Below are 21,544 nucleotides of genomic sequence, written 5' to 3' on the forward strand. Positions count from 1 at the left end.
GAGGACTTCCTTCAGTTCAGGATCACGCGATTGCGCGACATGAACATGCGCTCACCGCGCGCATCGCCCTCGAGTACGAGATCCCACTGCCCCGGTGCGACGGCTTTCGCGTTGCCGCCATAGACTCCGATGCCGATCTCGGCGAGCTCGACGGAAAGATCGGCGCGCTTGTCGATCGGCCGCTCCAGTCGCCCTGAGAATTTCAGGCCGGTGACCGGGCGGCCGGTGGCGTCACGGGCCTCGATCCGCACCGTCGCGCCGCCATCGGCGCTGCGCTCGATCTTCGCGTCGACCTCCCACTTCCGCTCCGCCTGCCCCCGCGCAGCCGCGATCTCCTTCTCGTAGGTGAGACCGGCGGCATAGGGACTGTCGACGTCGGTACCGGGAAGCGTCGCGATCGCAAGCTTCATCATGGTGACGTTGACGCCGATCACGACGCCGAAAAACGCAACCAGAATGATGAGGACCGTGGTGCCGGTCAGAGGCTTCGGTGCGGCGGATGCCATGGCGAACTCCAAACGATGCTCTCAGGGCGCGACGAAATTGTCGGTGGCGGTGGCGACCTCGCCGAGCCCGATATCGGTGACGTGGAAATGGACCGGGATCGATTTCTCCGGATTGCTCTCGGCCGGCGCCGTCACCAGCAGCCGCAATTCCGCGGTCTGGTCACGACCGATCACGACCATCGGCCGGTCCGGCGTGACGGAATCGACGCCGACGACATGGACCTTGGCATTCACGGGCCCGTCGACGTCGAACGCGATGACGCGGTCGAAGCCGCGCTTGTTGAGCAGCCGGACCGTGTAGGCATTGCGGATCGAGCCGTCGCTCAGCTTGACGGCAATCGGGTTGCGGTCGTGCAGCACGTTGACGTCGAGCAGGCTGCGGGTCAGCAGCGCATAGAGCATGATGCCACCGATGATCACGATGATCGCGCTGTAGACGATGGTGCGAGGCCGCACGATGCGATAGATCGGTGACTTGCCTTGCTGGCGGCGCTGGATGTTGATGTCGTTGTCATAGGCGATCAGACGGGTTGGCCGACCGATCTTGGTCATCACGGTATCGCAGGCATCGATGCACAGGCCGCACTGGATGCATTCCATCTGCGGCCCATTGCGGATGTCGATGCCGGTCGGACAGACCGCGACGCACTGATAGCAGTCGACGCAGTCGCCGACCTGCTCGCCGAGCGCGCGCAGCTCGGCGGCCTTCTTGACCGACGTGCGCTTCTCGCCGCGATCGTAGCGGTAGGTGACGTTGAGCGCCCATTCGTCGGTGAGCGCGGCCTGGATGCGCGGCCACGGGCACATGTAAGTGCAGACCTGCTCGCGCATGTAGCCGGCGAGCAGATAGGTCGTCGCGGTGAGAATGCAGATCCAGACATAGGCGATCATCGGCGCCTGGAAGGTGACGAGCTCCTTCACCAGTGTCGGCGCATCATTGAAGTAGAGCACCCAGGCGCCGCCAGTCCACCAGGCGATCAGGAGCCAGATCGAATGCTTGAGCACGATCTCGGAGATGCGCTCGAGCTTCATCGGGTCGGACGCGGCGTCCTTTTTCATGCGCTCGCGCCGATCGCCCTCGATCAGGCGCTCGACGGCGTAGAACAGGTCGGTCCAGACCGTCTGCGGACAGAGATATCCGCACCAGATCCGACCGCCGATCGAGTTCATCAGGAACAGCGCCACCGCAGCTACGATCAACAGGCCGGTGAAGTAATAGACCTCCTGCGGCCACAGCTCGATGAAGAAGAAATAGAAGCGGCTGTTGGGCAGATCGATCAGCACCGCCTGGCTGGGGGCGCCAAGGCCGCGGTTCCAACGCACGAACGGCAGGAAATAGTAGACGCCGAGGCAGAATGCCATCAGCCCCCATTTGGTCCGGCGGAACGTGCCCGAGACGCTTTGGGGGTAGACTTTCTTGCGGGACGCGTAGAGCGGCCCGTAGTCGTCTTCCTGTGTGAGCTCGTTCGGGTTCGCGGCCGTGTTCATCGCTCGATCCGTTTGCGGGTACGATTGAAGCTAGATCGAATTCCGACCGTACAGTTGATCCAGCTCAACGGGGGCGGGTTTCCCCGCCCCTCGATTGCCTAAGCAGCCTTCGCTTACTTGCCGCCGCCGAGCGAGTGAACGTAGACCACCATCGCCTTGAGGGTGGCGGGATCAAGCCGTCCCTCCCACGCCGGCATGACACCGGCGCGGCCCTGGCTGATGGTCTCGATCAGGGTCGCCTCGTCCGAGCCATACAGCCAGATCTTGTCGGTCAGGTTGGGCGCGCCCATCTCCTGGTTGCCCTTGCCACCGTCGCCATGGCAGGCGACGCAATTCTCAGTGAAGATCTTTTCGCCCTTGGCAGCGTCATAGCCCTGCCGGGTCGGCAGGCCCGAGAGCGAGCGCACGTAGTTGGCGACCGTGACGATCTCGTCGGGCTTCAGCACGCCGTCCTTGCCGAAAGCGAGCATCTGGCCCTCATGGGTCTTGGCGTGACCGGACCGCGCGCCAAACTGGATGGTCTGCATGATCTGTTCGAGCGTGCCGCCCCATAGCCAGTCGTCGTCATTTAGGTTCGGGAAGCCCTTGGCGCCGGCGGCGCCGCTGCCGTGGCACGGCGCGCAATTGTCGCCGAACACGACCCTGCCCTTGGCACGTGCGAGCGCCAGCAGCGCCGGATCCTTCTCGATGTCGGCGAGCGGAGCCGCCGCCAGCGCCGCCATCTTCTCGCCGCGGGCGGCCTCGAGGTTGGCGAGCTCCACTGCGAGGCTGGCGCGCGTCGAATAGCCCAGCAGACCGGTGGTATTGCTCGAGATCAATGGCCAGGCCGGATAGACGATCCAGTAGCCGATCGCCCAGACGATGGTGAGATAGAACGTCACCAGCCACCAGCGCGGCAGCGGCGTGTTCAGCTCCTTGATGCCATCCCATTCGTGTCCGGTCGTGGTCTTGCCGGAGACACTGTCGAGTTCACCGTGATCGGTCATGATCCCTTACTCCTCGCGCAACGGCAATCGCGCCGCTTCGTCGAAAGCGGCCTTGTTGCGCGGCCAGAATGCATAGGCGACGATCGCGAGGAAAATCGCGACGAAGGCCGGGGTCCAGATCGTCGTCACGAGATCGGACGCAAGGTTGTGGACTGTCAGAATTGCTTTCATCGTTGATGCCTTCTCAGCGGAGATTGGCTTTCTCGTTGTAGAGCTTGAAGTCGACGAGCGTGCCGAGCATCTGGAGGTAGGCGATCAGCGCGTCCATCTCGCTCGGGGCGCCCGGCTTGCCGTCGAAATTGCGCACCGCCGCCTTGGCGTAGCGCTTGGTGAAGGCATCGCTGCCGGCATTGTCCGGATCGGCCTGCGCCTTCAGGTCATTGGCCGCATTGGCGATCTGGTCATCGCTGTAGGGGACGCCGACGGCCTTGAGCGTCCGCATGTGATCGGCAATCGTGGTGGGATCGACTTCATTCTCGGCCAGGAAGGGATAGCCCGGCATCACCGACTGCGGCACGATGGCGCGCGGGTTGGTCAAATGGGTCACGTGCCAGTCGTCCGAATATTTGGCGCCGACGCGGGCAAGATCGGGACCGGTACGCTTGGAGCCCCACTGGAACGGGTGGTCGTACATGCTCTCGGCGGCGAGCGAGAAGTGACCGTAGCGCTCGACCTCATCGCGCAGCGGACGGATCATCTGCGAGTGGCAGAGATAGCAGCCCTCGCGGACGTAGATGTTGCGGCCGGCGAGCTCAAGCGGCGTATAAGGCCGCACGCCGTCGACCACCTCGATCGTGCTCTTGAGGTAGAACAGCGGCGCGATCTCGACGAGACCACCGATCGAGATCACCAGCAGGATGCCGACGACCAGGACGATCGAGTTCTTTTCGAAGATTTGGTGGCGTGACCAGAACGACATTGCTGAGCTCCTCATTCCGCCGGCTGAAGAGCGACGGGCAACTGCACTTCCGCCTCGCCGACGCGCACGGTCATCCAGAGGTTGTAGGCCATGATCAGCGAGCCGATCAGGAACAACCCTCCGCCGGCCGCACGGATGACGTAGAAGGGATGCATCGCTTCCACGGTTTCGATGAAGGAATATTCGAGAAAGCCGAGCGAGGTGTAGGCGCGCCACATCAGGCCCTGGAGGATGCCAGACACCCACATCGCCGAGATGTAGAGGACGATGCCGAGCGTCGCGATCCAGAAGTGCCAGTTGACGAGCTTGAGGCTGTAGAGGCCCTTACGGTTCCAGGCCCATGGTACGAGGCAATACAGCGCGCCGAAGGAGACGAAGCCGACCCAGCCGAGCGCACCGGAATGCACGTGGCCGATGGTCCAGTCGGTGTAGTGGCTGAGCGAGTTGACGACCTTGATCGACATCATCGGACCTTCGAAGGTCGACATGCCGTAGAACGCGACGGAGACCACCAGCATGCGCAGCACGGGATCGGTGCGCAGCTTGTCCCAGGCGCCCGACAGCGTCATCAGGCCGTTGATCATGCCGCCCCAGGAGGGCATCCACAGCATCACCGAGAAGGTCATGCCGAGCGTCTGCGTCCAGTCCGGCAGCGCCGTGTAGTGCAGGTGGTGCGGGCCGGCCCAGATGTAGAGGAAGATCAGCGACCAGAAGTGGATGATGGAGAGCCGGTAGGAATAGATCGGCCGCTCCGCGCGCTTGGGGATGAAGTAGTACATGATGGCGAGGAAGCCAGCGGTCAGGAAGAAGCCGACCGCGTTGTGGCCGTACCACCACTGAAACATCGCGTCCTGAACGCCGGCCCAGGCGACGTAGGACTTGGATCCGAATACCGACACCGGCAGCGCGGGATTGTTGCCGAGATGCAGGACGGCGATCGTGACGATGAAGGCGAGATAGAACCAGTTCGCGACGAAGATGTGTGGTTCCCGGCGCTTGATCACCGTGACGAGGAAGACGAGCAGATAGGTCACCCAGACGATGGTCAGCCAGAGGTCCGCATACCATTCCGGCTCGGCATATTCCTTGGACTGGGTGACGCCGAGCAGATAGCCGGTGCCGGCCACGAGGATGAAGAAGTTGTAGCCGACCACGACGAACCAGGGCGCGAGATCGCCGGCAAGCCGGACACGGCACGACTTCTGCACGACGTAGAAGGAGGATGCGATCAGCACATTGCCGCCGAACGCGAAGATCACTGCCGAGGTATGCAGCGGACGCAGGCGGCCAAAACTCGTCCATGGCAGATCGAAGTTGAGCGTGGGCCAGGCGAGCTGCGAGGCGATGATCAAGCCGACCAGGAAGCCGGCGATGCCCCAGAACATCGACATGAAGGCGGAGAACTTGATCGGCCCCATATTGTAGTTCGGCCGGCCATTGATCTCCGCGGGCGGCAGCGCCGCAGGGCGCTCGAAGTAGCGGTTGAGAATGACGAAGACAGCCGCGACGCTCGCCGCAGCGCTCAGCGAAGCATGGAAGGCGAAGGGCGAATCGATCGCCTTGGCTGCCGCGACCACGCAAAGGAAGGCCGTGACTGCGAACACTGCCGCCAGGCCGCTTTCACCGATGGTCATGGATTTGGAAATGGAGGGCTGGCTCATGCGGATTCTCTCTGAAAGAACACGGAGCCAGAAACCATATTCATGCTCGCGAGGAATTGATTGAAATCAAGAAAAGCGGATTTCCGGCACCCCCGATCGACAGGACATCGGGAAGCAATATCAGTCGCTTACGTGCGTTTTTCGCGCGCACGACTGGCGCAGCTCGGGCAATTTCGCGGAGCCCGGATGTCGCAAAAATGATCCAGCCTGATCGCTAGTCGCGCGCGGTGGCCTTGAGCGCGGTGATGACGTCCTCCCGCGCGATGATGCCGACGAGCTTTTGCGTTCCGTCGAGCACGATGATGCTCCGAATCCGATGCTCGACCATGAGCTGGAGCACGCGGGTCAACCGCGTGTCGGGGTGAACGTAGATGAATTCCGGCGTCATGACGTCGCCGACCTTGCGATTCATCAGGTCGAGATAGCGCGGCACCATCTGGCTCGGCGTGAAAGCGAAGCATTTCAGGATATCGAACTTGGTGACGATGCCGACGACCTGCCCGTCCTCCTCGACCGGATAGCCGTTGAAGTCGTCGCGCTCGAACATCTCGCTGAGCTCGAGCATGTTGAGATCGCGCACCACGGTCTTGACGTTGCGCGTCATGTAGCCGTCGGTGGTCTGTTCAAGGAATCTGTACACGGCGCGTCCTCTGATTGTCTTTCAGTCAACCGATGTCAGTGCGATAGCAGCACGCAACGGGCTGACTGGGTGAGCAGATATTGCGTGACGCCGCCGAGGACCAATTCGCGGAACCGCGAATGGCCGTAGGCGCCGGCAACGATCAGGCCGGCTCCGACGTCGGCAGCCAACTTACCCAAATGGTCAGCTGCGGTTTCGTTCCGGCCCGTTTCCGACACCCGTGCGGTCGCCGTGACGCCATGGCGGACGAGCCACGAAACGACGTCGGTGACGGAGGCGAGCACCGCCGGACGGTCGTCATCCGGCTCCGGAATCGCGACGATCGTGATCTCCTTCGCCTTGCGCAGCAGCGGCAGTGAATCGACGACCGCACGCCGCGCCTCCGGCGTATCCTTCCAGGCCACCAGCACGCTGCGCAGATCAAGCCAGTTGGCGCTGTCAGGCACGACCAGCAGCGGACGGCCAGCCTGCATCACCAGATCCTTGGGGCTCGCAAGCGAGAAGGCGTCCGAGAAGGCCGGGCTTTGCCCGCCGCTGACGATGATGTCGGCGCAGCGCGCCTGCTGCAGCGCGTAATGAGCCGGGAAATCGATCGCGCCGCGCCACTCGACGTGCCCTCCGCGATTCCTGGTTGCGGCACGGAATTGTCCCTCCAGCTCGGCAAGGCGCCGCCGGACCGAGGCCTCGCCCTGGTCGATCAGGCGCTGCGCCTCGGCACCGTCGGTGAAATAGAGGGGCGGCGCGAACTGCGCCGCAGCAACTCCGACGATCGCCGCCTCGAAGCGCTCCGCAAGCTCGCCCGCGATCTCAAGCCTCGCCTCATTGGGCTGACCAAGCGCCATGCCGACCATGACGGTCGCGTATGTCATTCCAAATCTCCCGAACCTGCAGATCCCGGCCATGCTAGGCGTATTGCGGTGGGCGCGGGATGAGATAGATCAAGCCAGCAAACGGTTCGGGTTACCGCTGGACTGGTCACCTCGCCGCGAGGTGCCGATCGCCGAACTTGTCTCCGGGGCGGCCATGCGCGAAATTGCGGTCGCGGAACCGCGACCCGGCCCCCACAACGCAAAGGATGGAAGCAAATTGAGCCCGACCCGCGTAACTCATCCGGCAGATGACGGTCGGGGTGAACATTTCCGGGTCCGGATCGAGGGATTCGGCGTCGGTACCTGGGACCTCGACCTCAAGACACAGGAATTCGAGTGGTCGGATGCGGCTGGAGCCATGTTCGGCGTCGCCCGCAACCAGCCGATCACCTACGAGCTCTTCCTGTCGCGCCTCGAGCCGAGAGACCGCGAGCGTGTCGAAGCCGCCATCAGGCGCGTCGCCGAGCGCGGCGGCGGGTTCGACGTGTCGTTCCGAATCGCCGATTCCGGCAGAGGACAATGGATCAGGGCCCGCGCCGGCCTGATCCGGGACGAAGCCGGTAGCGCGCGCCATCTCAGCGGGATCTTCCTCGACATCGACGAGGAGAAGCAGGTCGAAGAGGCGCTACGCACACGCGAGACCCATCTCCGCTCGATTCTGCACACGATCCCCGATGCCATGATCGTCATCGACGGCCATGGCATCATCCAGCTGTTCAGCACGGCCGCCGAGCGCCTGTTCGGCTATTTGGAGCATGAGGCGATCGGCCAGAACGTCAGCATCCTGATGCCCGACCCCGACCGCTCCCGCCACGACAGCTATATCGCCCGCTACCGTACCACGCGCGATCCCCACATCATCGGCATCGGCCGCATCGTCACCGGCAAGCGGCGCGACGGCACGACGTTTCCGATGCACCTGTCGATCGGCGAGATGCAATCCGGCGGCGAGCCTTATTTCACCGGCTTCGTCCGCGACATGACCGAACACCAGCACACCCAGGCACGGCTCCAGGAGTTGCAGTCCGAGCTCGTCCATGTTTCGCGCCTGAGCGCGATGGGTGAGATGGCCTCGGCGCTCGCGCACGAGCTCAACCAGCCGCTGGCGGCCATCAGCAACTATATGAAGGGCTCGCGCCGGCTGCTGGCGGGCAGCAGCGACCCGAACATCGAAAAGATCGAGAGCGCGATGGACCGCGCCGCCGAGCAGGCGTTGCGCGCCGGCCAGATCATCCGCCGCCTGCGCGACTTCGTCTCGCGCGGCGAATCCGAGAAGCGGGTCGAGAGCCTCTCCAAGCTGATCGAGGAAGCCGGCGCTCTTGGCCTTGCCGGCGCCCGCGAGCAGAACGTCCAGCTCCGCTTCAACCTCAATCCGGAGGCCGATCTCGTGCTGGCCGACCGCGTCCAGATCCAGCAGGTGCTGGTCAACCTGTTCCGCAATGCGCTGGAAGCCATGGCGCAATCGCCGCGGCGCGAGCTCGTCGTCGCCAACACCGAGATCGCCGACGACATGATCGAGGTCGAGGTCTGCGATACCGGATCCGGCTTCCACGACGACGTGAAACCGAACCTGTTCCAGACCTTCTTCACGACCAAGGAGACCGGCATGGGCGTGGGACTTTCCATCAGCCGCTCGATCATCGAGGCTCACGGCGGCCGCATGTGGGCCGAGAGCAACGCATCGGGCGGCGCGACATTTCGCTTCACCTTGCCGGCAGCCGACGAGAACTGATCAATGACCACCAAAGGACATGTCTACGTCATCGACGACGACGAGGCGATGCGGGATTCGTTGAACTTCCTGCTGGATTCGTTCGGCTTCAGTGTCCGATTGTTCGAGACGGCGCAGACCTTCCTCGATGCGCTGCCGGGCCTCTCCTTCGGCTGCGTGGTCTCCGACGTGCGCATGCCAGGGCTTGACGGGATCGAGCTCTTGAAGCGCATGAAGGCCGTGCAAAGCCCATTCCCGATCCTGATCATGACCGGTCATGGCGACGTTCCGCTGGCGGTCGAAGCCATGAAGCTTGGCGCCGTCGATTTCCTCGAAAAGCCGTTCGATGACGATCGCCTGATCGCGATGATTGAAGCGGCGATCCAGCGCGCCGAGCCTGCTGCCAAAAGTGAGGCGATCACGCAGGACATCGCCGCGCGTGTGGCCTCGCTCAGCCCACGTGAGCGCCAGGTCATGGAGGGGTTGATCGCTGGCCTCTCCAACAAGCTGATTGCCCGCGAATACGACATCAGCCCGCGCACCATCGAAGTGTATCGGGCGAACGTCATGACCAAGATGCAGGCGGGCAGCCTGTCGGAGCTGGTGCGGCTGGCGATGCGCGCCGGCATGCTCAAGGATTGAGGAGGCTTCGACTTGAGGCATGTCAAGTCGGTCCCCCCGCCGCGTGTTAGCAGAGTCGCATGACTGAGATCAGCTTGCACCATGGGCGGGATCCGATGTCGTCCCCACTCAAGCCCACCGTCTACGTGGTCGACGACGACGACGCCGTCCTGGGATCACTGCGATTCCTGCTGGAAACGGACGGCTTCGTCGTGCGGACCTTCAGGAATGCCACGGCATTGCTGAATGCCCCGCACTCCCCTGGCGCGGACTGCTACGTGATCGACTACAAGATGCCCGATATCAACGGCGTCGAGCTCGCCAGGCGCCTGCGCAAGTCGGAGGGCGACACGCCCGTGATTCTGATCACGGGCTATCCGGACGAGAATATTTCGACCCGGGCCGCCGCGGTCGGGATCAAGGACGTGATCTTGAAGCCGCTTCTCGACGAAAGTCTCATCAAGCGCATCCGTGGCGCCATCCAGCGCAAGCCCAAGGGCTGACCAGGGCCGACCTACGGGGATCTACGTAGGTACACCTCCTTAAGATATCGCTCGAAATTTTCAAGCACCGCACCCCGCGGTAACCATGTGCCATCTGAAATGGAGATGGCCAAGATGCTCACCCAGTCACTCACCACCCAGGTTCACGGCAGCAAGATCGCCCCCGCCGCTCATCACGTCTCCGATCAGTTCGGCGCGATCACCGGCCATGTCGGCCTTGTCGCCACCGAGTTCTCCTACCGCAAGGACGAGGAGATCTACGGCGAGGACGAGCCTGCTGAATACGTCTACCAGGTGGTCTCCGGCGCGGTGCGCAGCTACAAGCTCCTTTCCGACGGCCGCCGCCAGATCGGCGCCTTCCATCTCCCCGGCGACGTGTTCGGCCTCGAATCCGGCGCCACGCACCGCCTCGCTGCCGAAGCCATCATCGACACCACCGTGCGCCTCGTGAAACGCTTCAGCCTCGAGAAGGCCGCCGGCACCGACGTGCAGGTCGCCCGCAAGCTCTGGGCAATGACCGCGGGAGAGCTGCGCCACGCCGAGGACCACATGCTGCTGCTCGGCCGCAAGACCGCCATGGAGCGCGTTGCGACCTTCCTGCTCGAAATGGACCGCCGGCTCGCGGTCGCCGGCATGATGGCGCTGCCGATGTGCCGCCGCGACATCGGCGACTATCTCGGCCTCACGCTGGAGACCGTGTCGCGCGCGCTGTCGCAGCTCCATTCCCAGGGCATCCTGGGCTTCTCCGGCGCCCGGCAAATCGTGCTGCGCAACCGCCAGCGTCTGCACAATCTCGACGCCTGATTTTCTTCCTCCGTGCCATCTTCCCAACTGGCCGGCCGAATCCGTTTCGGCCGGCCATTTTCTCGTTCTCAACGCGCGCTGCGCCGCGTCTCCGGCATCACCAGGAAAATCAGGACGAGCCCGACCGCTGCGACGCAGGCGAGGCCGACAAAGGCAGTGCTGCTGCCGAACCTGTCGCTGATGAAGCCGCCAAGCACGGTGCTCAGCGACGCACCGATGCCGGTCGCGGTTCCCACGACTCCCTGTGCAAGATTGAAATGGCCGCTGCCGAAGGCGACGTCGGCGACGATGAGCGGAATCATCACCGCGAACACCGCGGCCGTGATGCCGTCGAACACCTGCACCAGCACCAGGAGATATGGATCGCGGACGGTTGCGAACAAAAGGCCGCGAATTGCAAGCGCGCCAAATCCGATCAGCAGCAGCGGGCGCCGGCCCCAAGCCTGCGCCTTGCGCCCGACCGTCGGCGACATCAGCGCAACGATCGCCTGCGGCACGATGATGCAGCCGGCGATCAGGACGGTCGCCCACTGGCTCGACCGCGTCGTCACCACGCTCGCCATCAGCGGCAGCATCGCCGCGTTCGCAAGCTGCAGCAGCAGCACACTACAGGCGAAGATCAACAGGGGCCGCTGCCTCAGCAGATGCCACACATTCGTATCCGCGCCTTCGGCGGCTTCGCGCGGCATCGCGCCGTGCGCGCGCGCCACGTCGACCTCCTCCTCGCGGATCCGCGACAAGGCGATCAGGGTCGGGATCGCGAGCAGGAAAGTGACCAGGAACACCGAGCGGCTCGACAGCAGATAACCGGCGGTGCCCATCACCGCGGCGGCGACACCATTGCCAAGCGAGGCGAAGCGCGCATTGCGGCCGAGCCGTTCGCCGATCGCAAACGGCCCGACGAGGCCGAGGCTGATCGCGGCGATCGCGGGCCCCAGCACACAGCTCGCCGCCGCATGCAGGGTCGCTGCCGTCACCACGACCGGGAAGATCGGCATCGCCGCATAAGCAAGCGCGCAGCAGCCGATAGTCGCGATGGCGAGCCCTGCAACCAGCCGCTCGGATTTCGCGGCGTCGATGATCGCGCCACCCGGCATCTGGCCGATCAGGCCGACGATGCCGCCGATCGACAGCACGAGGCCGATCTCGACCTGCGTCCATTTCTGCGTCGTCAGATACACCGCGATGAACGGGCCGAAGCCGGTCTGCACGTCCGCCAGGAAGAAGATGAACCAGTCCAGCGCACGCAGGCTTTGCTTCGACGGAGCCGGTTGCGCGAGCGCAGGGACAGCGTTGCGGCTCTCAGGTGGGCCGCGTCGATCGTCGCTCGGATGGCTCGGCTTCCTGGACAAGCGCACCGGCAGTCTGCCCTCCCCTTTCCCTACGGAATGAACTGCAGCGGTTGCAGGGTGCCGGAGGCGCCCAGCACGACGATTGGTGTGTCCTCCTTGTATTCCGGCGCAGCCGCGACCTGCGCCTTGGTTAGCTCCAGGCTGATGCTGTCCTTCTTGTTGGCGATCTGGCCGAAGTGCAGCGCGTTCCAATCAACCACGATCTTGCGGCTGCCAACGCCGAGGAAGCCGCCGAAATCGATCACCGCCGCCCGCACCTTGCCGGTGCGATCGACGACGACGTCAACGATACGTCCCATGTCCTCATCGGCGGCGCTGCGCACATCTCGCCCGAGCACGCCATGCGCGTCGCTGGCCCCGATGATGGTGACCGACGGCGGCGGCGCCGCGTCCTTCGGCACCACGGGCACGGCCGGCGATGGCGATGGCGACGCGTTCGGCTCGGCTTGAGCCGCAGGCGGCTCCTCTGTCGCGTACGACACCGCTGGTGCAATGCCTCCGACGATTATTGCGACCAGCATCAACCGCATCATGGCGCGCATGCGACGTCCTCCGGCTGATTGCGCTAATGCGCCAGCACGATCGATACCTGGATCTGGCCGCGCGTTCGCAGCACTTCGAGCGCGACATCGCCGCCGTGGCGGCGGATCCGCAAATCGACGCTCGACGAGCCCAGTTGCAGGTCGCGCAGCACCACCTCGTTCAGAAACGCAGGCAGATGCGGATTGCGCAGGCGGATCTCGCTGCGCGCAACGTCGAACTCAATGCCGAGCGCCGCTTCCAGTAGCGTGAATGGCGTCGCGCTGGCCCAGGCTTGCGGCGCGCAGGCGACCGGATAGAGCGTCGGACCCCTGCGCTTCTCGCGCCGGAAGCCGCAGAACAATTCCGGCAGCCGCCTGAGGTCCATATAGGTCGCGGCCTCGAAAAGGCCCTTGAAGACGTGCGCCACCGAATGTTTCAGGCCGTAGCGCGCGAGCCCGAGCGCGATCAGCGCATTGTCGTGCGGCCAGACCGAGCCGTCATGATAGGACATCGGGTTGTAGCGCACTTCGCCGAGCGCCACGGTGCGGATGCCCCAGCCGGAGAAGAAATGCGGCCGCATCAGGTCGGCCGCGACCTTGCGCGCGCGGTCCTCCCTGATCATGCCGCTGAACAGGAGCTGGCCGGCATTCGACGTCCGTACCTTGCAGGGCCGCTTGGCGCCGTCGAGCGCGAGCGCATAGGTGCCGAGCTCCTCGCACCAGAACGCGTCCTCGAAGCGCGCGGCGAGCGCCTTTGCCTCAGCCTCGAGCTTCCGCACTATGTCGGGCTTGCCGAGCCGCAGGGCGCAGCGCGCGGCGAGCTGCTTGGCGGCAAAGACATAGCCCTGCACTTCGGCCAGCGCGATATAACCTTCCGCAAGCGTGCCGTCGGCATGGAAGATCGCATCATAGGAGTCTTTCCAGCCCTGGTTGGCGAGGCCCTGCTCGGAGGCGCGCTGATATTCGACAAAGCCGTCCTGGTCGGGATCGCCGGGTCCGTCGATCCAGGCCAGCGCGGCCTCGATCGCGGGCCACAATTCCAGCAGAGTCGCGACATCGCCCGTGCGCTCGAAATAGTGGCCGGCGAGCAGCACGAACAGCGCAGTCGAATCGACGCTGCCGTAATATTGCGCGAACGGCACCTCGCGCAGCGCCGCCATCTCACCACCGCGCATCTCGTGCAGGATCTTGCCGGGACCGGCGTCGGCGAGCGGATCAGTGGCCTTCGCCTGGAAGTGCGCGAGCCGCCGCAGTACGCCTCTGGCGACCCGCGGATCGATCCACAGCAATTGCAAGGCCGTAATCAGACCATCGCGGCCGAACGTCGTCGAGTACCAGGGAATGCCGGCATAGGGATAGCGGCCCTGCGGCGTATCCGTCATCAGCATGTTGAGGTCGGCCATCGCCTGGCACAGCACCTCGTTGAAGATGTTGTTGGAGGTCTCGATGCTGGTCGTCCCCGCCGTACAGGAACGCATCTCTCGGCGATGCGCCAGCATGGCCGGAAAGAAACGCACTGGTTTGAGCGTTTGCGGCCGGTTACAGGACACGGCCACGAACAGCGACTTCGTGTGGTGCGGCTCGAGCTCGAGCTGCCAGGTGGCGGCATTGACCGAAAGACGGGTTGGTCTCGGATCGAAATGCAGCCCGGTCGTGCGCTGCGCGTCATCGAGCCCGCGATATTCGAGCAGGACGTCGGTCGGGCCGAGCAACTTGCTCGCGCCGGTCCCCCGCCGCGGCCGCTTCTCGCCACGCACCTCGAACAGATCGGCGAAGTCGCTGTCGAACAGCAGTGTCAGATCGAAGCTCGCCGGCCGGTCGCCATGGTTCTGCAGGCCGATACGCTGATACGCCGTGCCACGCCACAGGAACACCGTGCGCACGATATGCAGCAGGTCCTTCTGGAGGACGATGCGGCCGTTGCGGTAGATATCGGGGTTGGTGAGATCGACGGTCAGGGCTGAGTTGTCGTCACGCAGGTTCGAGCCGAGCAGCAACGGCTGAAGATCGTCGAGCACGAGCTCGAGCCGCGCGAGATAGCGCGTGTCGCAATTGAACAAGCCGTCCGGACCACCGGCGGAGGCGCCGATATCGCCATGGCTGTCGAGCACGATGAAGGTGTCGTCGTGCTTGAGCGAACGCCGCGGCCTCGCCGCAGGTCCCGTCATGGGAATGTAGAACGGCTGCTCCTCAACCACTTCCACGGTTCGCGAGGCCGCGACGAACTGGGTGACGACTTCGGCTGACATGCGCTATTCCCCTGCGCCGTTATCCAAAACGCAAATCGACCTGAACGCGACGATCTGGACGCGACTGGCTTACGCGGCGAACTTCGAGAGCCGGCTCATTTCCTTGGTGACCAGCTCGCGGTACGGCCCGTGGTTCTGCATCAGTCGGTCGGGCGATCCGTCCTCGATGATCTTGCCAGCCTGCAGCACGACCACCCGGTCGAAATTGCGCAACGTTGCCAACCGGTGCGCGATCGCAATTACGGTGCGGCCGCGCATCAGGCGCGACAGCGCCTCGCGGATCGCCTCCTCCGCCTCGCTGTCGAGCGCTGCGGTCGCCTCGTCAAGCAGCAGGATCGGCGCGTCCTTCAGGAAGGCCCGCGCGATCGCGATGCGCTGACGCTGGCCACCGGAGAGTTTCACGCCGCGGTCCCCGACCATTGTATCGAGTCCCTCGGGCATGCTCTCGACGAAATCGCAGCGCGCTGCGATCGCCGCGCGCAACACCTCGTCATCGGTCGCATTGGGTCGGCCGTAGCGGATGTTCTCGCGAACCGAGCGATGAAACAACGAAATGTCCTGCGGCACCACCGAGATCGCCTCGCGCAGGCTCTGCTGCGTCACCCGCGCGATATCCTGGCCATCGACGGTAATGCTGCCCTCATCGACATCATAGAACCGCTGCAACAGCGTGAACAGCGTCGACTTACCGCCGCCGGAGTGCCCGACCAAGCCGACGCGTTGGCCGGGCTGTAGCCGCAGGCTGAAGCGCTCGAAGATCTTCGAAGCTCCGGGGTAGCCGAACGTCACGTTGTTGAAGGCAATTGCGGCGCCGCGCTTGACCAGCGGCTCGGCTTCCGGGTGGTCGCGCAATTCATGGGGCACCAGGAGCGTGGCGATCGCCTCCGTCAGCCGCGCGACATGCTGTGTGACGTCGACCAGCGCGACCGCGAGATCGCGTGTGGCGTTGAGGATTGAGAGCCCGAGGGTGCAGACCAGCACGACCTCACCGGTCGTGGCCTCACCCTTCTGCCAGAGCGTGATGGCCCAGGCGAGCAGTGCAAGGGTCAGGACGACGGTGACCGCGGCGTGTGTCAGGCGCAGCTTTTCCAGGTAACGAAGACTGCGGCCGCGCGCCGTGAGTTCCCGGTTCACCGTGGCGTCGAAGCGCTGATGTTCGTGGGTGATGCCGCAAAACGCCCGGACCAGCGGCATGTTGCTGATGACGTCGATCATCTCGCCGTCGACGACGGCGGCCTTGTCGGCGAAATCGTCATGTAGCGGCTTGCCAGCCGCGGCGAGGTGGAACATCGCGATGACCATGCCGCCGGCGATCACGATCAGACCCGCGGCCATATAGAAACTCACGGTTCCAATCAGCAGGATTGCCGCAACTGTGGCAATGCATGGCGGCAGGACATTCCAAACGAACATGTTCTCTACCGTGAACACGGCATTGGAGGTGGCGGTGATACGACTCGTGAGCATACCCGGCATGCGATCGGAGAAGTAGCTCGGCGCATGACCGGTCAGATGACGGAAGATGTCGCGGCGCAGATCGCCGGTCACGCCAACAAAGGTGAAGCTCGCTGTCCAACTTGCGATACGCCACAGGAAGTTGTCGGCTGTGATGAGCGACATGAGGAAAACGAATGACAGCCATACGCCTCCGCCATGGGAAGCACCGGCAGATAGGCTGTCGACCAGCGATTTGACGCCATATTGCGTTCCCACGGAGCAGGCAACGGCCGCGACCACGGCGGTCAGGATCACCAGATGCGATGTCAGCCGCCGGCGAAGATAGCGTAAAACAAAGGCAAACGGCCGCCTCGCGTAACCCGATAGTTGATCCATATGGCTGCCACCCCGTCATAACAATTGTCAGTCGTGCCTCGCACGGCACTGGCTGAGTGAACATCGACCGGTTCGTTCCGGTTCCCTTGCAATGCGATCACGACATGACGATGCGGACGATCTGAGAAGCAGTCGTGACATCATCAAGACCAGATTGCGGACGACTCACGCCGCATTGCAGACGTGTCGAATAAGTAACCTTTGAAGGGTGGAACTTCGCAGATGCGGGAACGTTCCCATGGCTGGCATGCCGGTGCCGAGTGAGCTGGGGTTTCAACTTCATGATCGCGAAAAGGAGATGGTGAGATGCGCATCGCGCAGGTAGCTCCGTTGACGGAGGCTGTTCCACCCAAGCTTTATGGCGGCACCGAACGGGTGGTGCATTGGTTGACGGAGGAACTGGTGGCGCTCGGACACGATGTGACCCTCTTCGCCAGCGGCGACTCGCATACCTCGGGCAAGCTCGACGCGACGTGGCCCAAAGCGCTGCGCCTGGACGGCGCAGTGCGCGATCCCAACGCGCTGCACATGGTGATGCTGGAGCGCGTGCGGCAGAAATGCGACGACGAGGAATTCGACTTCCTCCACTTTCACCTCGATTACTATCCGTGGTCGCTTTTCTATCGTCAGCCGACGCCATTCCTGACGACGCTGCATGGCCGGCTCGACCTGCCCGAGCATCAGCCGGTGTTTGATACGTTCTCTAAAATCCCGGTCATCTCGATCTCGAACGCGCAGCGGAGGCCGGTGCCCCAAGCCAATTGGGTGCGCACCATCCACCATGGCCTGCCGGAGAATCTGCTGACGCCAGTGCCTGCGAAGCAGGATTATCTCGCAGTGCTCGGCCGCATCGCGCCGGAAAAGGGCGTCGATCGGGCCATCAGCATCGCGACGCGCTGCGGCATCCCGCTGAAGATCGCGGCCAAGGTCGATCGCGCCGACCAGGATTACTACGATGAGCTGATCCGGCCGCTGATCGAGAACAATCCACTGGTCGAATTCATCGGCGAGATCAGCGACAATGAAAAATCGGAATTTTTGAGCGGCGCACTTGGTCTTCTGCTGCCGATCGACTGGCCCGAGCCGTTCGGACTGGTGATGATCGAAGCCATGGCCTGCGGCGCGCCGGTGATCGCCTTCAATCGCGGCTCGGCGCCGGAGATCATCGACGAGGGCCTGACCGGGTTCGTCGTCGAGGACGAGATCAGCGCAGTCGCGGCCGTCGGCCGTCTGCCGCAGCTGAGCCGCGCCGCAATCCGCAAGCAATTCGAGGCACGCTTCACTGCAAGACGCATGGCACTCGACTATCTCGCCGCCTACCGCGGCCTGATGGAAGCGACTGCGCCGAAGATCAAGCTGGTGAGCAGCGCGGAGTAACCATCATCACTCTCGCCGTCATGGCCGGGCTCGTCCCGGCCATCCACGCGCCACCACGCATGAGGACAGACGTGGATGCCCGGGACAAGCCCGGACATGACGACTGAGACAATCCTACGTCACCACCGTGCGCTTCGGCTCGACAATCTCGAACATGCGCGGGAAATCGTCCATCAGGGCCATCAACTCGGCGAGGCGCAGCGCGTTGCCCGACAGCTTGATCTTGCCGGCAGCGACCGCCTCTGGGAACGTCGTGAGCTTCGCGATCACCTCGTCGAGCGTGGTGCGGGCGAGCGTGAAGCTGGCGTCGGCTTTTTCCGCCTGCGCGCTTTCGGTATAGGTGAGCGCCGAATTCTCGAGATTGAGGACGAAGGTCTCACCGGTGTCGGAAAAGCTCCAGTTCAGCACGATGTGCTTGCCCTCGGCTTTCGGGCCGTTGAGACGGATGCCGAGCACGTCCCAGAGCTGCGAGGTGCGAAGTGCGGCAAGCGTCTCGCGCGGCATCGGTGGGCGCGGCGGCGTCTTCGGCATGCCCTGGCGCAGCTCCTGGGCGCCGAACAGATAGGCGTTGCGCCAAGTCGCGCTTTCCGCGGCATAGCCGAGCTGCTCCAGCGTGTCGGCGAGCAGGCGACGTGCCGCCACGTGATCCGGCTCGGCGAAGACGAGATGGCTCAGCGCCTGCGCGACGAAGCGGAATTCACCCTTGTCAAAATCCTTGCGCGCCCGCGCGAGGATCGCGTCCGCGCCGCCCATATACTCGACGTACTTCTTGCCGGATTCGACAGGCGGCAGCGGATCGAGATTGACGGGGTTCGCGTCGTACCAACCGAGATATTTCTGGTAGATCGCCTTCACATTGTGGCGGATGTGGCCGTAGTAACCGCGACCGTGCCAGGCGCCTTCCAGACTATGCGGCAACCTGATCGTCTCGGCGATCTCCACTGCGGTCAAACCGTGATTCATCAGGCGGATCGTCTGGTCATGCGCGAACTTGTAGAGGTCGCGCTGCTGGCGGATCATGGTGTCGATGCGCTCGCGCCCCCACACCGGCCAGTGATGCTGGCCGCACATCGCCTCCGCCTTGCCGCCCCACAGAGACAGCGCCTCGTTCAGGTATTTCGACCACGCCAGCGCATCGCGTACGTCGGCGCCGCGGAACGGCAGCAGATTGTGGAAATTATGCGTGCAGTTCTCGGCGAGGTTCAGGAGCTCGTAGCGTGGAATGAAGAAGTGCATCTCCGCCGGCGCCTCGCTGTTCGGCGCCATCTGGAATTCGAATTCGACGCCGTCGATCACCCGCGTGTCACCGGTCGCCATGATCAGGTCGGTTGGACGCACCAGCGCCACTGAGCCCGCCGCCATCGACTTGCCGAGGCCGCAATCGACCTGACCGCGCGGCCCCTTCGCCAGGAACGGCCCGAACTGATATTGCGCCCGGCGCAGCATCGCCGGTCCCGCGATGATGTTCTCGGAGACCGCATGCTCCATGAACAGGTTCGGCGCGATGATCGGCACTCGCCCGGTGGCGAGCGCGTCCTCCTCCAGCACGCCGCGTGCGCCGCCCCAGTGATCAGTATGGGTGTGGGTGAAGATAACGGCCGCAACAGGCCGCATCCCGCGGTGCTTAAAGTAGAGATCGAGCGCCGCGCGCGCCCCCTCGATCGAGGTCAGGGTGTCAACGACGATGACGCCGCTGTCGCCCTCGATCAGTGTCATGTTGGCGATGTCGAGCCCGCGCACCTGATAGACGCCGGGCACGACCTCGAACAGGCCGTGCTGCATGTTGAGGCGCGACTGGCGCCACAGGCTGGGATTGACCGTCGGCGGTGCCTGCTCGGCGGAGAGAAAGCCGTAAGACTCGAGGCTCCAGACCACGCGCCCCTGCGGATGATCGATCCTGGCATTCTCGATCGTGCCGAGAAAGCCGCGTCCAGCGTCTTCGAAATCCCGTGTGTCGGAAAACGGCAGCGCGCTCAGCATCGCCTCGTGCTGCGCGATGACGAACGACGTTGAATCTTTCGGCTCGCTGCTGGCGATATCGGTCATCGGGCCGGCTCCCTTCCTGATTTGGTTGGGCGCCATCTAAGCGCATTGGCGCGCCGGTTCCAACAGCCGGCGACCGGCAACGCCGGTCGCTAGGTCTGCGACGCCCGGTCCTAGTGCATTCCGAGCAAGCGCGGCAGAAACAGCGTCAGCTCGGGCCAGTAGGTCACGACGACCAGGAAGGCGAGCATCGTGAGCAGCCACGGCATGACGGCCACCGCGAGCTCGGTGATGCGCATTCGCGCGATCATCGAGGCCACATAGAGATTTAACCCGACAGGCGGGTGGCAGAGGCCAACCTCCATATTGACGTCGATGACGATGCCGAAATGCACGAGATCGATGCCGAGCTTCTTCGCCGCCGGAGCCAGGATCGGCGCCATGATCAGGATGATCGAGTTCGGCTCCATGAAATTGCCGGCGAGCAGCAACAGCACGTTGACGACCAGGAGGAAGCCGACCCAGCCGAGATTCTGCGCCGCGATCCAGTCGGCGAGCGTTGCCGGCAGGTTCTCGTTGGAGAGCACGAAGGAGAACAGCACCGCATTGGTGACGATGTAGAGCAGCATCGCACTGGTGTTGGCGGCGCGGAGCAGCACGCGCGGCACGTCCTTCATACCGATCGCCCTGTAGACGAAGACCGAGATGAAGAAGGAATAGACCGCCGCCATCGCAGCTGCCTCGGTCGCGGTGAACAGGCCGCTATAGATGCCGCCGATGATGATGACGACCAGCATCAATCCCCAGATGCTCTCGCGGAACGTGCGCGCCGTCTCGCCCCAGCTCGCTTTGGGCAGGCGCGGATAGTCGCGCTTCTTGGCGAGCCACCAGGTGACGATGCACAGCATCGTGGTCAGCAGCATGCCGGGCAAGAGGCCGGCAACGAACAGCGCGCCGATCGAGGTGTTGGTCGAGACCGCGTAGACGATCTTCGGGATCGAGGGCAGCATCAGGATGCCGAGCGAGCCGGCAACCGTAATGATGCCGGCGCCGAAGCGCATGGGATAGCCGTGGCGGACCATCTCGGGCAGCACGATGGCGCCGATCGCAGCCACCGTGGCGACGCTCGAGCCGCACACCAGCGCGAACATCGCGCAGGCGACGATGCCGGCAAGACCGAGGCCGCCGTGCCAGTGGCCGATCAGCGAGGTCGCGAAATTGATCATGCGCCGCGCCACGCCGCCATGCGTGAGGAAATTTCCCGCCAGGATGAAAAACGGGATCGCCATGATCTCAAAGCTCTCGATGCCCGTGAAGAGCTTCATCGAGACCGCCTCGATCGGCACGGCCGTCAACGTGAACAGGAACGTCATCACGGTCAGGCCGAGCGCGATCGAGACCGGGATGCCCGTCAGCATCAGCGCGATCAGCAGCGCAAACACGGTCGCGGCGCGCATCCAGTGCGGCAGCACGATGACGCCGGACTTTTCGGCAAGGCACAGCGCGAAGATCAGGATCGGC

Annotated in this window: 19 protein-coding genes; 5 read left to right on the forward strand and 14 right to left on the reverse strand. The window is 63.9% G+C overall.

Going from position 1 to position 21,544, the window contains the following annotated elements:
• Positions 1-11: 11 nt before the first annotated feature.
• The 8 genes from SO156_RS31355 to SO156_RS31390 form a co-directional block, all read right to left on the reverse strand.
• A complete protein-coding gene (locus tag SO156_RS31355) occupies positions 12-506 on the reverse strand; it encodes a FixH family protein (RefSeq protein ID WP_458144456.1) in 495 nt (164 codons plus the stop codon).
• A 21-nt stretch (positions 507-527) separates the two neighbouring features.
• Positions 528-1,994 carry a cytochrome c oxidase accessory protein CcoG gene (gene ccoG / locus SO156_RS31360; protein ID WP_498537466.1) on the reverse strand — a complete coding sequence of 489 codons (1,467 nt, stop codon included), beginning with the start codon at positions 1,992-1,994 and terminating at the stop codon, positions 528-530.
• A gap of 113 nt (positions 1,995-2,107) precedes the next feature.
• The gene (ccoP, locus tag SO156_RS31365) at positions 2,108-2,980 is read right to left on the reverse strand and encodes a cytochrome-c oxidase, cbb3-type subunit III (protein ID WP_498537467.1); all 873 of its coding nucleotides are present in this window, start codon (positions 2,978-2,980) and stop codon (positions 2,108-2,110) included.
• A gap of 6 nt (positions 2,981-2,986) precedes the next feature.
• Positions 2,987-3,151 (reverse strand): cbb3-type cytochrome oxidase subunit 3, encoded by a 165-nt coding sequence (locus SO156_RS31370; protein ID WP_283036562.1) that lies wholly within the window; start codon positions 3,149-3,151, stop codon positions 2,987-2,989.
• 13 nt (positions 3,152-3,164) lie between these two features.
• Positions 3,165-3,899, reverse strand: coding sequence for a cytochrome-c oxidase, cbb3-type subunit II (gene ccoO, locus SO156_RS31375; protein WP_458144459.1), 735 nt, complete (start codon positions 3,897-3,899; stop codon positions 3,165-3,167).
• Positions 3,900-3,910: 11 nt separating this feature from the next.
• Positions 3,911-5,560, reverse strand: coding sequence for a cytochrome-c oxidase, cbb3-type subunit I (gene ccoN, locus SO156_RS31380; protein WP_458144460.1), 1,650 nt, complete (start codon positions 5,558-5,560; stop codon positions 3,911-3,913).
• Between the two features lie 214 nt (positions 5,561-5,774).
• Positions 5,775-6,200, reverse strand: a complete 426-nt coding sequence (locus SO156_RS31385) for a CBS domain-containing protein (RefSeq protein WP_498537468.1) — start codon at positions 6,198-6,200, stop codon at positions 5,775-5,777.
• 35 nt (positions 6,201-6,235) lie between these two features.
• Positions 6,236-7,069, reverse strand: coding sequence for a universal stress protein (locus SO156_RS31390; RefSeq protein ID WP_498537469.1), 834 nt, complete (start codon positions 7,067-7,069; stop codon positions 6,236-6,238).
• Positions 7,070-7,286: 217 nt separating this feature from the next.
• On the opposite strand from SO156_RS31390, the gene fixL reads away from it, so the two are divergent.
• From fixL to SO156_RS31410, 4 genes are all read left to right on the forward strand, one after another.
• Positions 7,287-8,801 carry a sensor protein FixL gene (gene fixL / locus SO156_RS31395; protein WP_498537470.1) on the forward strand — a complete coding sequence of 505 codons (1,515 nt, stop codon included), beginning with the start codon at positions 7,287-7,289 and terminating at the stop codon, positions 8,799-8,801.
• Positions 8,802-8,804: 3 nt separating this feature from the next.
• Entirely contained in the window at positions 8,805-9,422 is a 618-nt protein-coding gene (gene fixJ / locus SO156_RS31400) for a response regulator FixJ (RefSeq protein WP_458144464.1), read from the forward strand.
• A gap of 59 nt (positions 9,423-9,481) precedes the next feature.
• The gene (locus SO156_RS31405) at positions 9,482-9,904 is read left to right on the forward strand and encodes a response regulator (RefSeq protein ID WP_458144465.1); all 423 of its coding nucleotides are present in this window, start codon (positions 9,482-9,484) and stop codon (positions 9,902-9,904) included.
• 114 nt (positions 9,905-10,018) lie between these two features.
• Positions 10,019-10,708 carry a helix-turn-helix domain-containing protein gene (locus tag SO156_RS31410; RefSeq protein ID WP_498537487.1) on the forward strand — a complete coding sequence of 230 codons (690 nt, stop codon included), beginning with the start codon at positions 10,019-10,021 and terminating at the stop codon, positions 10,706-10,708.
• Between the two features lie 68 nt (positions 10,709-10,776).
• On the opposite strand, the gene SO156_RS31415 is transcribed toward SO156_RS31410, so the two are convergent.
• The 4 genes from SO156_RS31415 to SO156_RS31430 all read right to left on the reverse strand — a co-directional run bounded on the left by SO156_RS31415 (position 10,777) and on the right by SO156_RS31430 (position 16,663).
• On the reverse strand, positions 10,777-12,066 hold the full coding sequence (locus SO156_RS31415; protein WP_458144466.1) for an MFS transporter: 1,290 nt from the start codon (positions 12,064-12,066) through the stop codon (positions 10,777-10,779).
• 23 nt (positions 12,067-12,089) lie between these two features.
• Positions 12,090-12,602, reverse strand: a complete 513-nt coding sequence (locus SO156_RS31420; protein ID WP_498537471.1) for a PRC-barrel domain-containing protein — start codon at positions 12,600-12,602, stop codon at positions 12,090-12,092.
• Between the two features lie 23 nt (positions 12,603-12,625).
• Complete coding sequence (locus SO156_RS31425; RefSeq protein ID WP_458144468.1) at positions 12,626-14,830, reverse strand: amylo-alpha-1,6-glucosidase; 2,205 nt, start codon at positions 14,828-14,830, stop codon at positions 12,626-12,628.
• Positions 14,831-14,899: 69 nt separating this feature from the next.
• A complete protein-coding gene (locus SO156_RS31430) occupies positions 14,900-16,663 on the reverse strand; it encodes an ABC transporter ATP-binding protein (protein ID WP_458144469.1) in 1,764 nt (587 codons plus the stop codon).
• 306 nt (positions 16,664-16,969) lie between these two features.
• On the opposite strand from SO156_RS31430, the gene SO156_RS31435 reads away from it, so the two are divergent.
• Positions 16,970-18,040 carry a glycosyltransferase family 4 protein gene (locus SO156_RS31435; protein ID WP_498537472.1) on the forward strand — a complete coding sequence of 357 codons (1,071 nt, stop codon included), beginning with the start codon at positions 16,970-16,972 and terminating at the stop codon, positions 18,038-18,040.
• Positions 18,041-18,154: 114 nt separating this feature from the next.
• Here the strand turns inward: SO156_RS31435 and SO156_RS31440 are convergent, their stop codons facing one another.
• Both SO156_RS31440 and SO156_RS31445 read right to left on the reverse strand, forming a co-directional pair.
• Complete coding sequence (locus SO156_RS31440; protein WP_498537473.1) at positions 18,155-20,086, reverse strand: alkyl/aryl-sulfatase; 1,932 nt, start codon at positions 20,084-20,086, stop codon at positions 18,155-18,157.
• A gap of 110 nt (positions 20,087-20,196) precedes the next feature.
• The gene (locus tag SO156_RS31445) at positions 20,197-21,480 is read right to left on the reverse strand and encodes a TRAP transporter large permease (RefSeq protein WP_458144476.1); all 1,284 of its coding nucleotides are present in this window, start codon (positions 21,478-21,480) and stop codon (positions 20,197-20,199) included.
• Positions 21,481-21,544 lie beyond the last annotated feature (64 nt).

This window comes from Bradyrhizobium sp. UFLA05-125 (assembly GCF_059803515.1).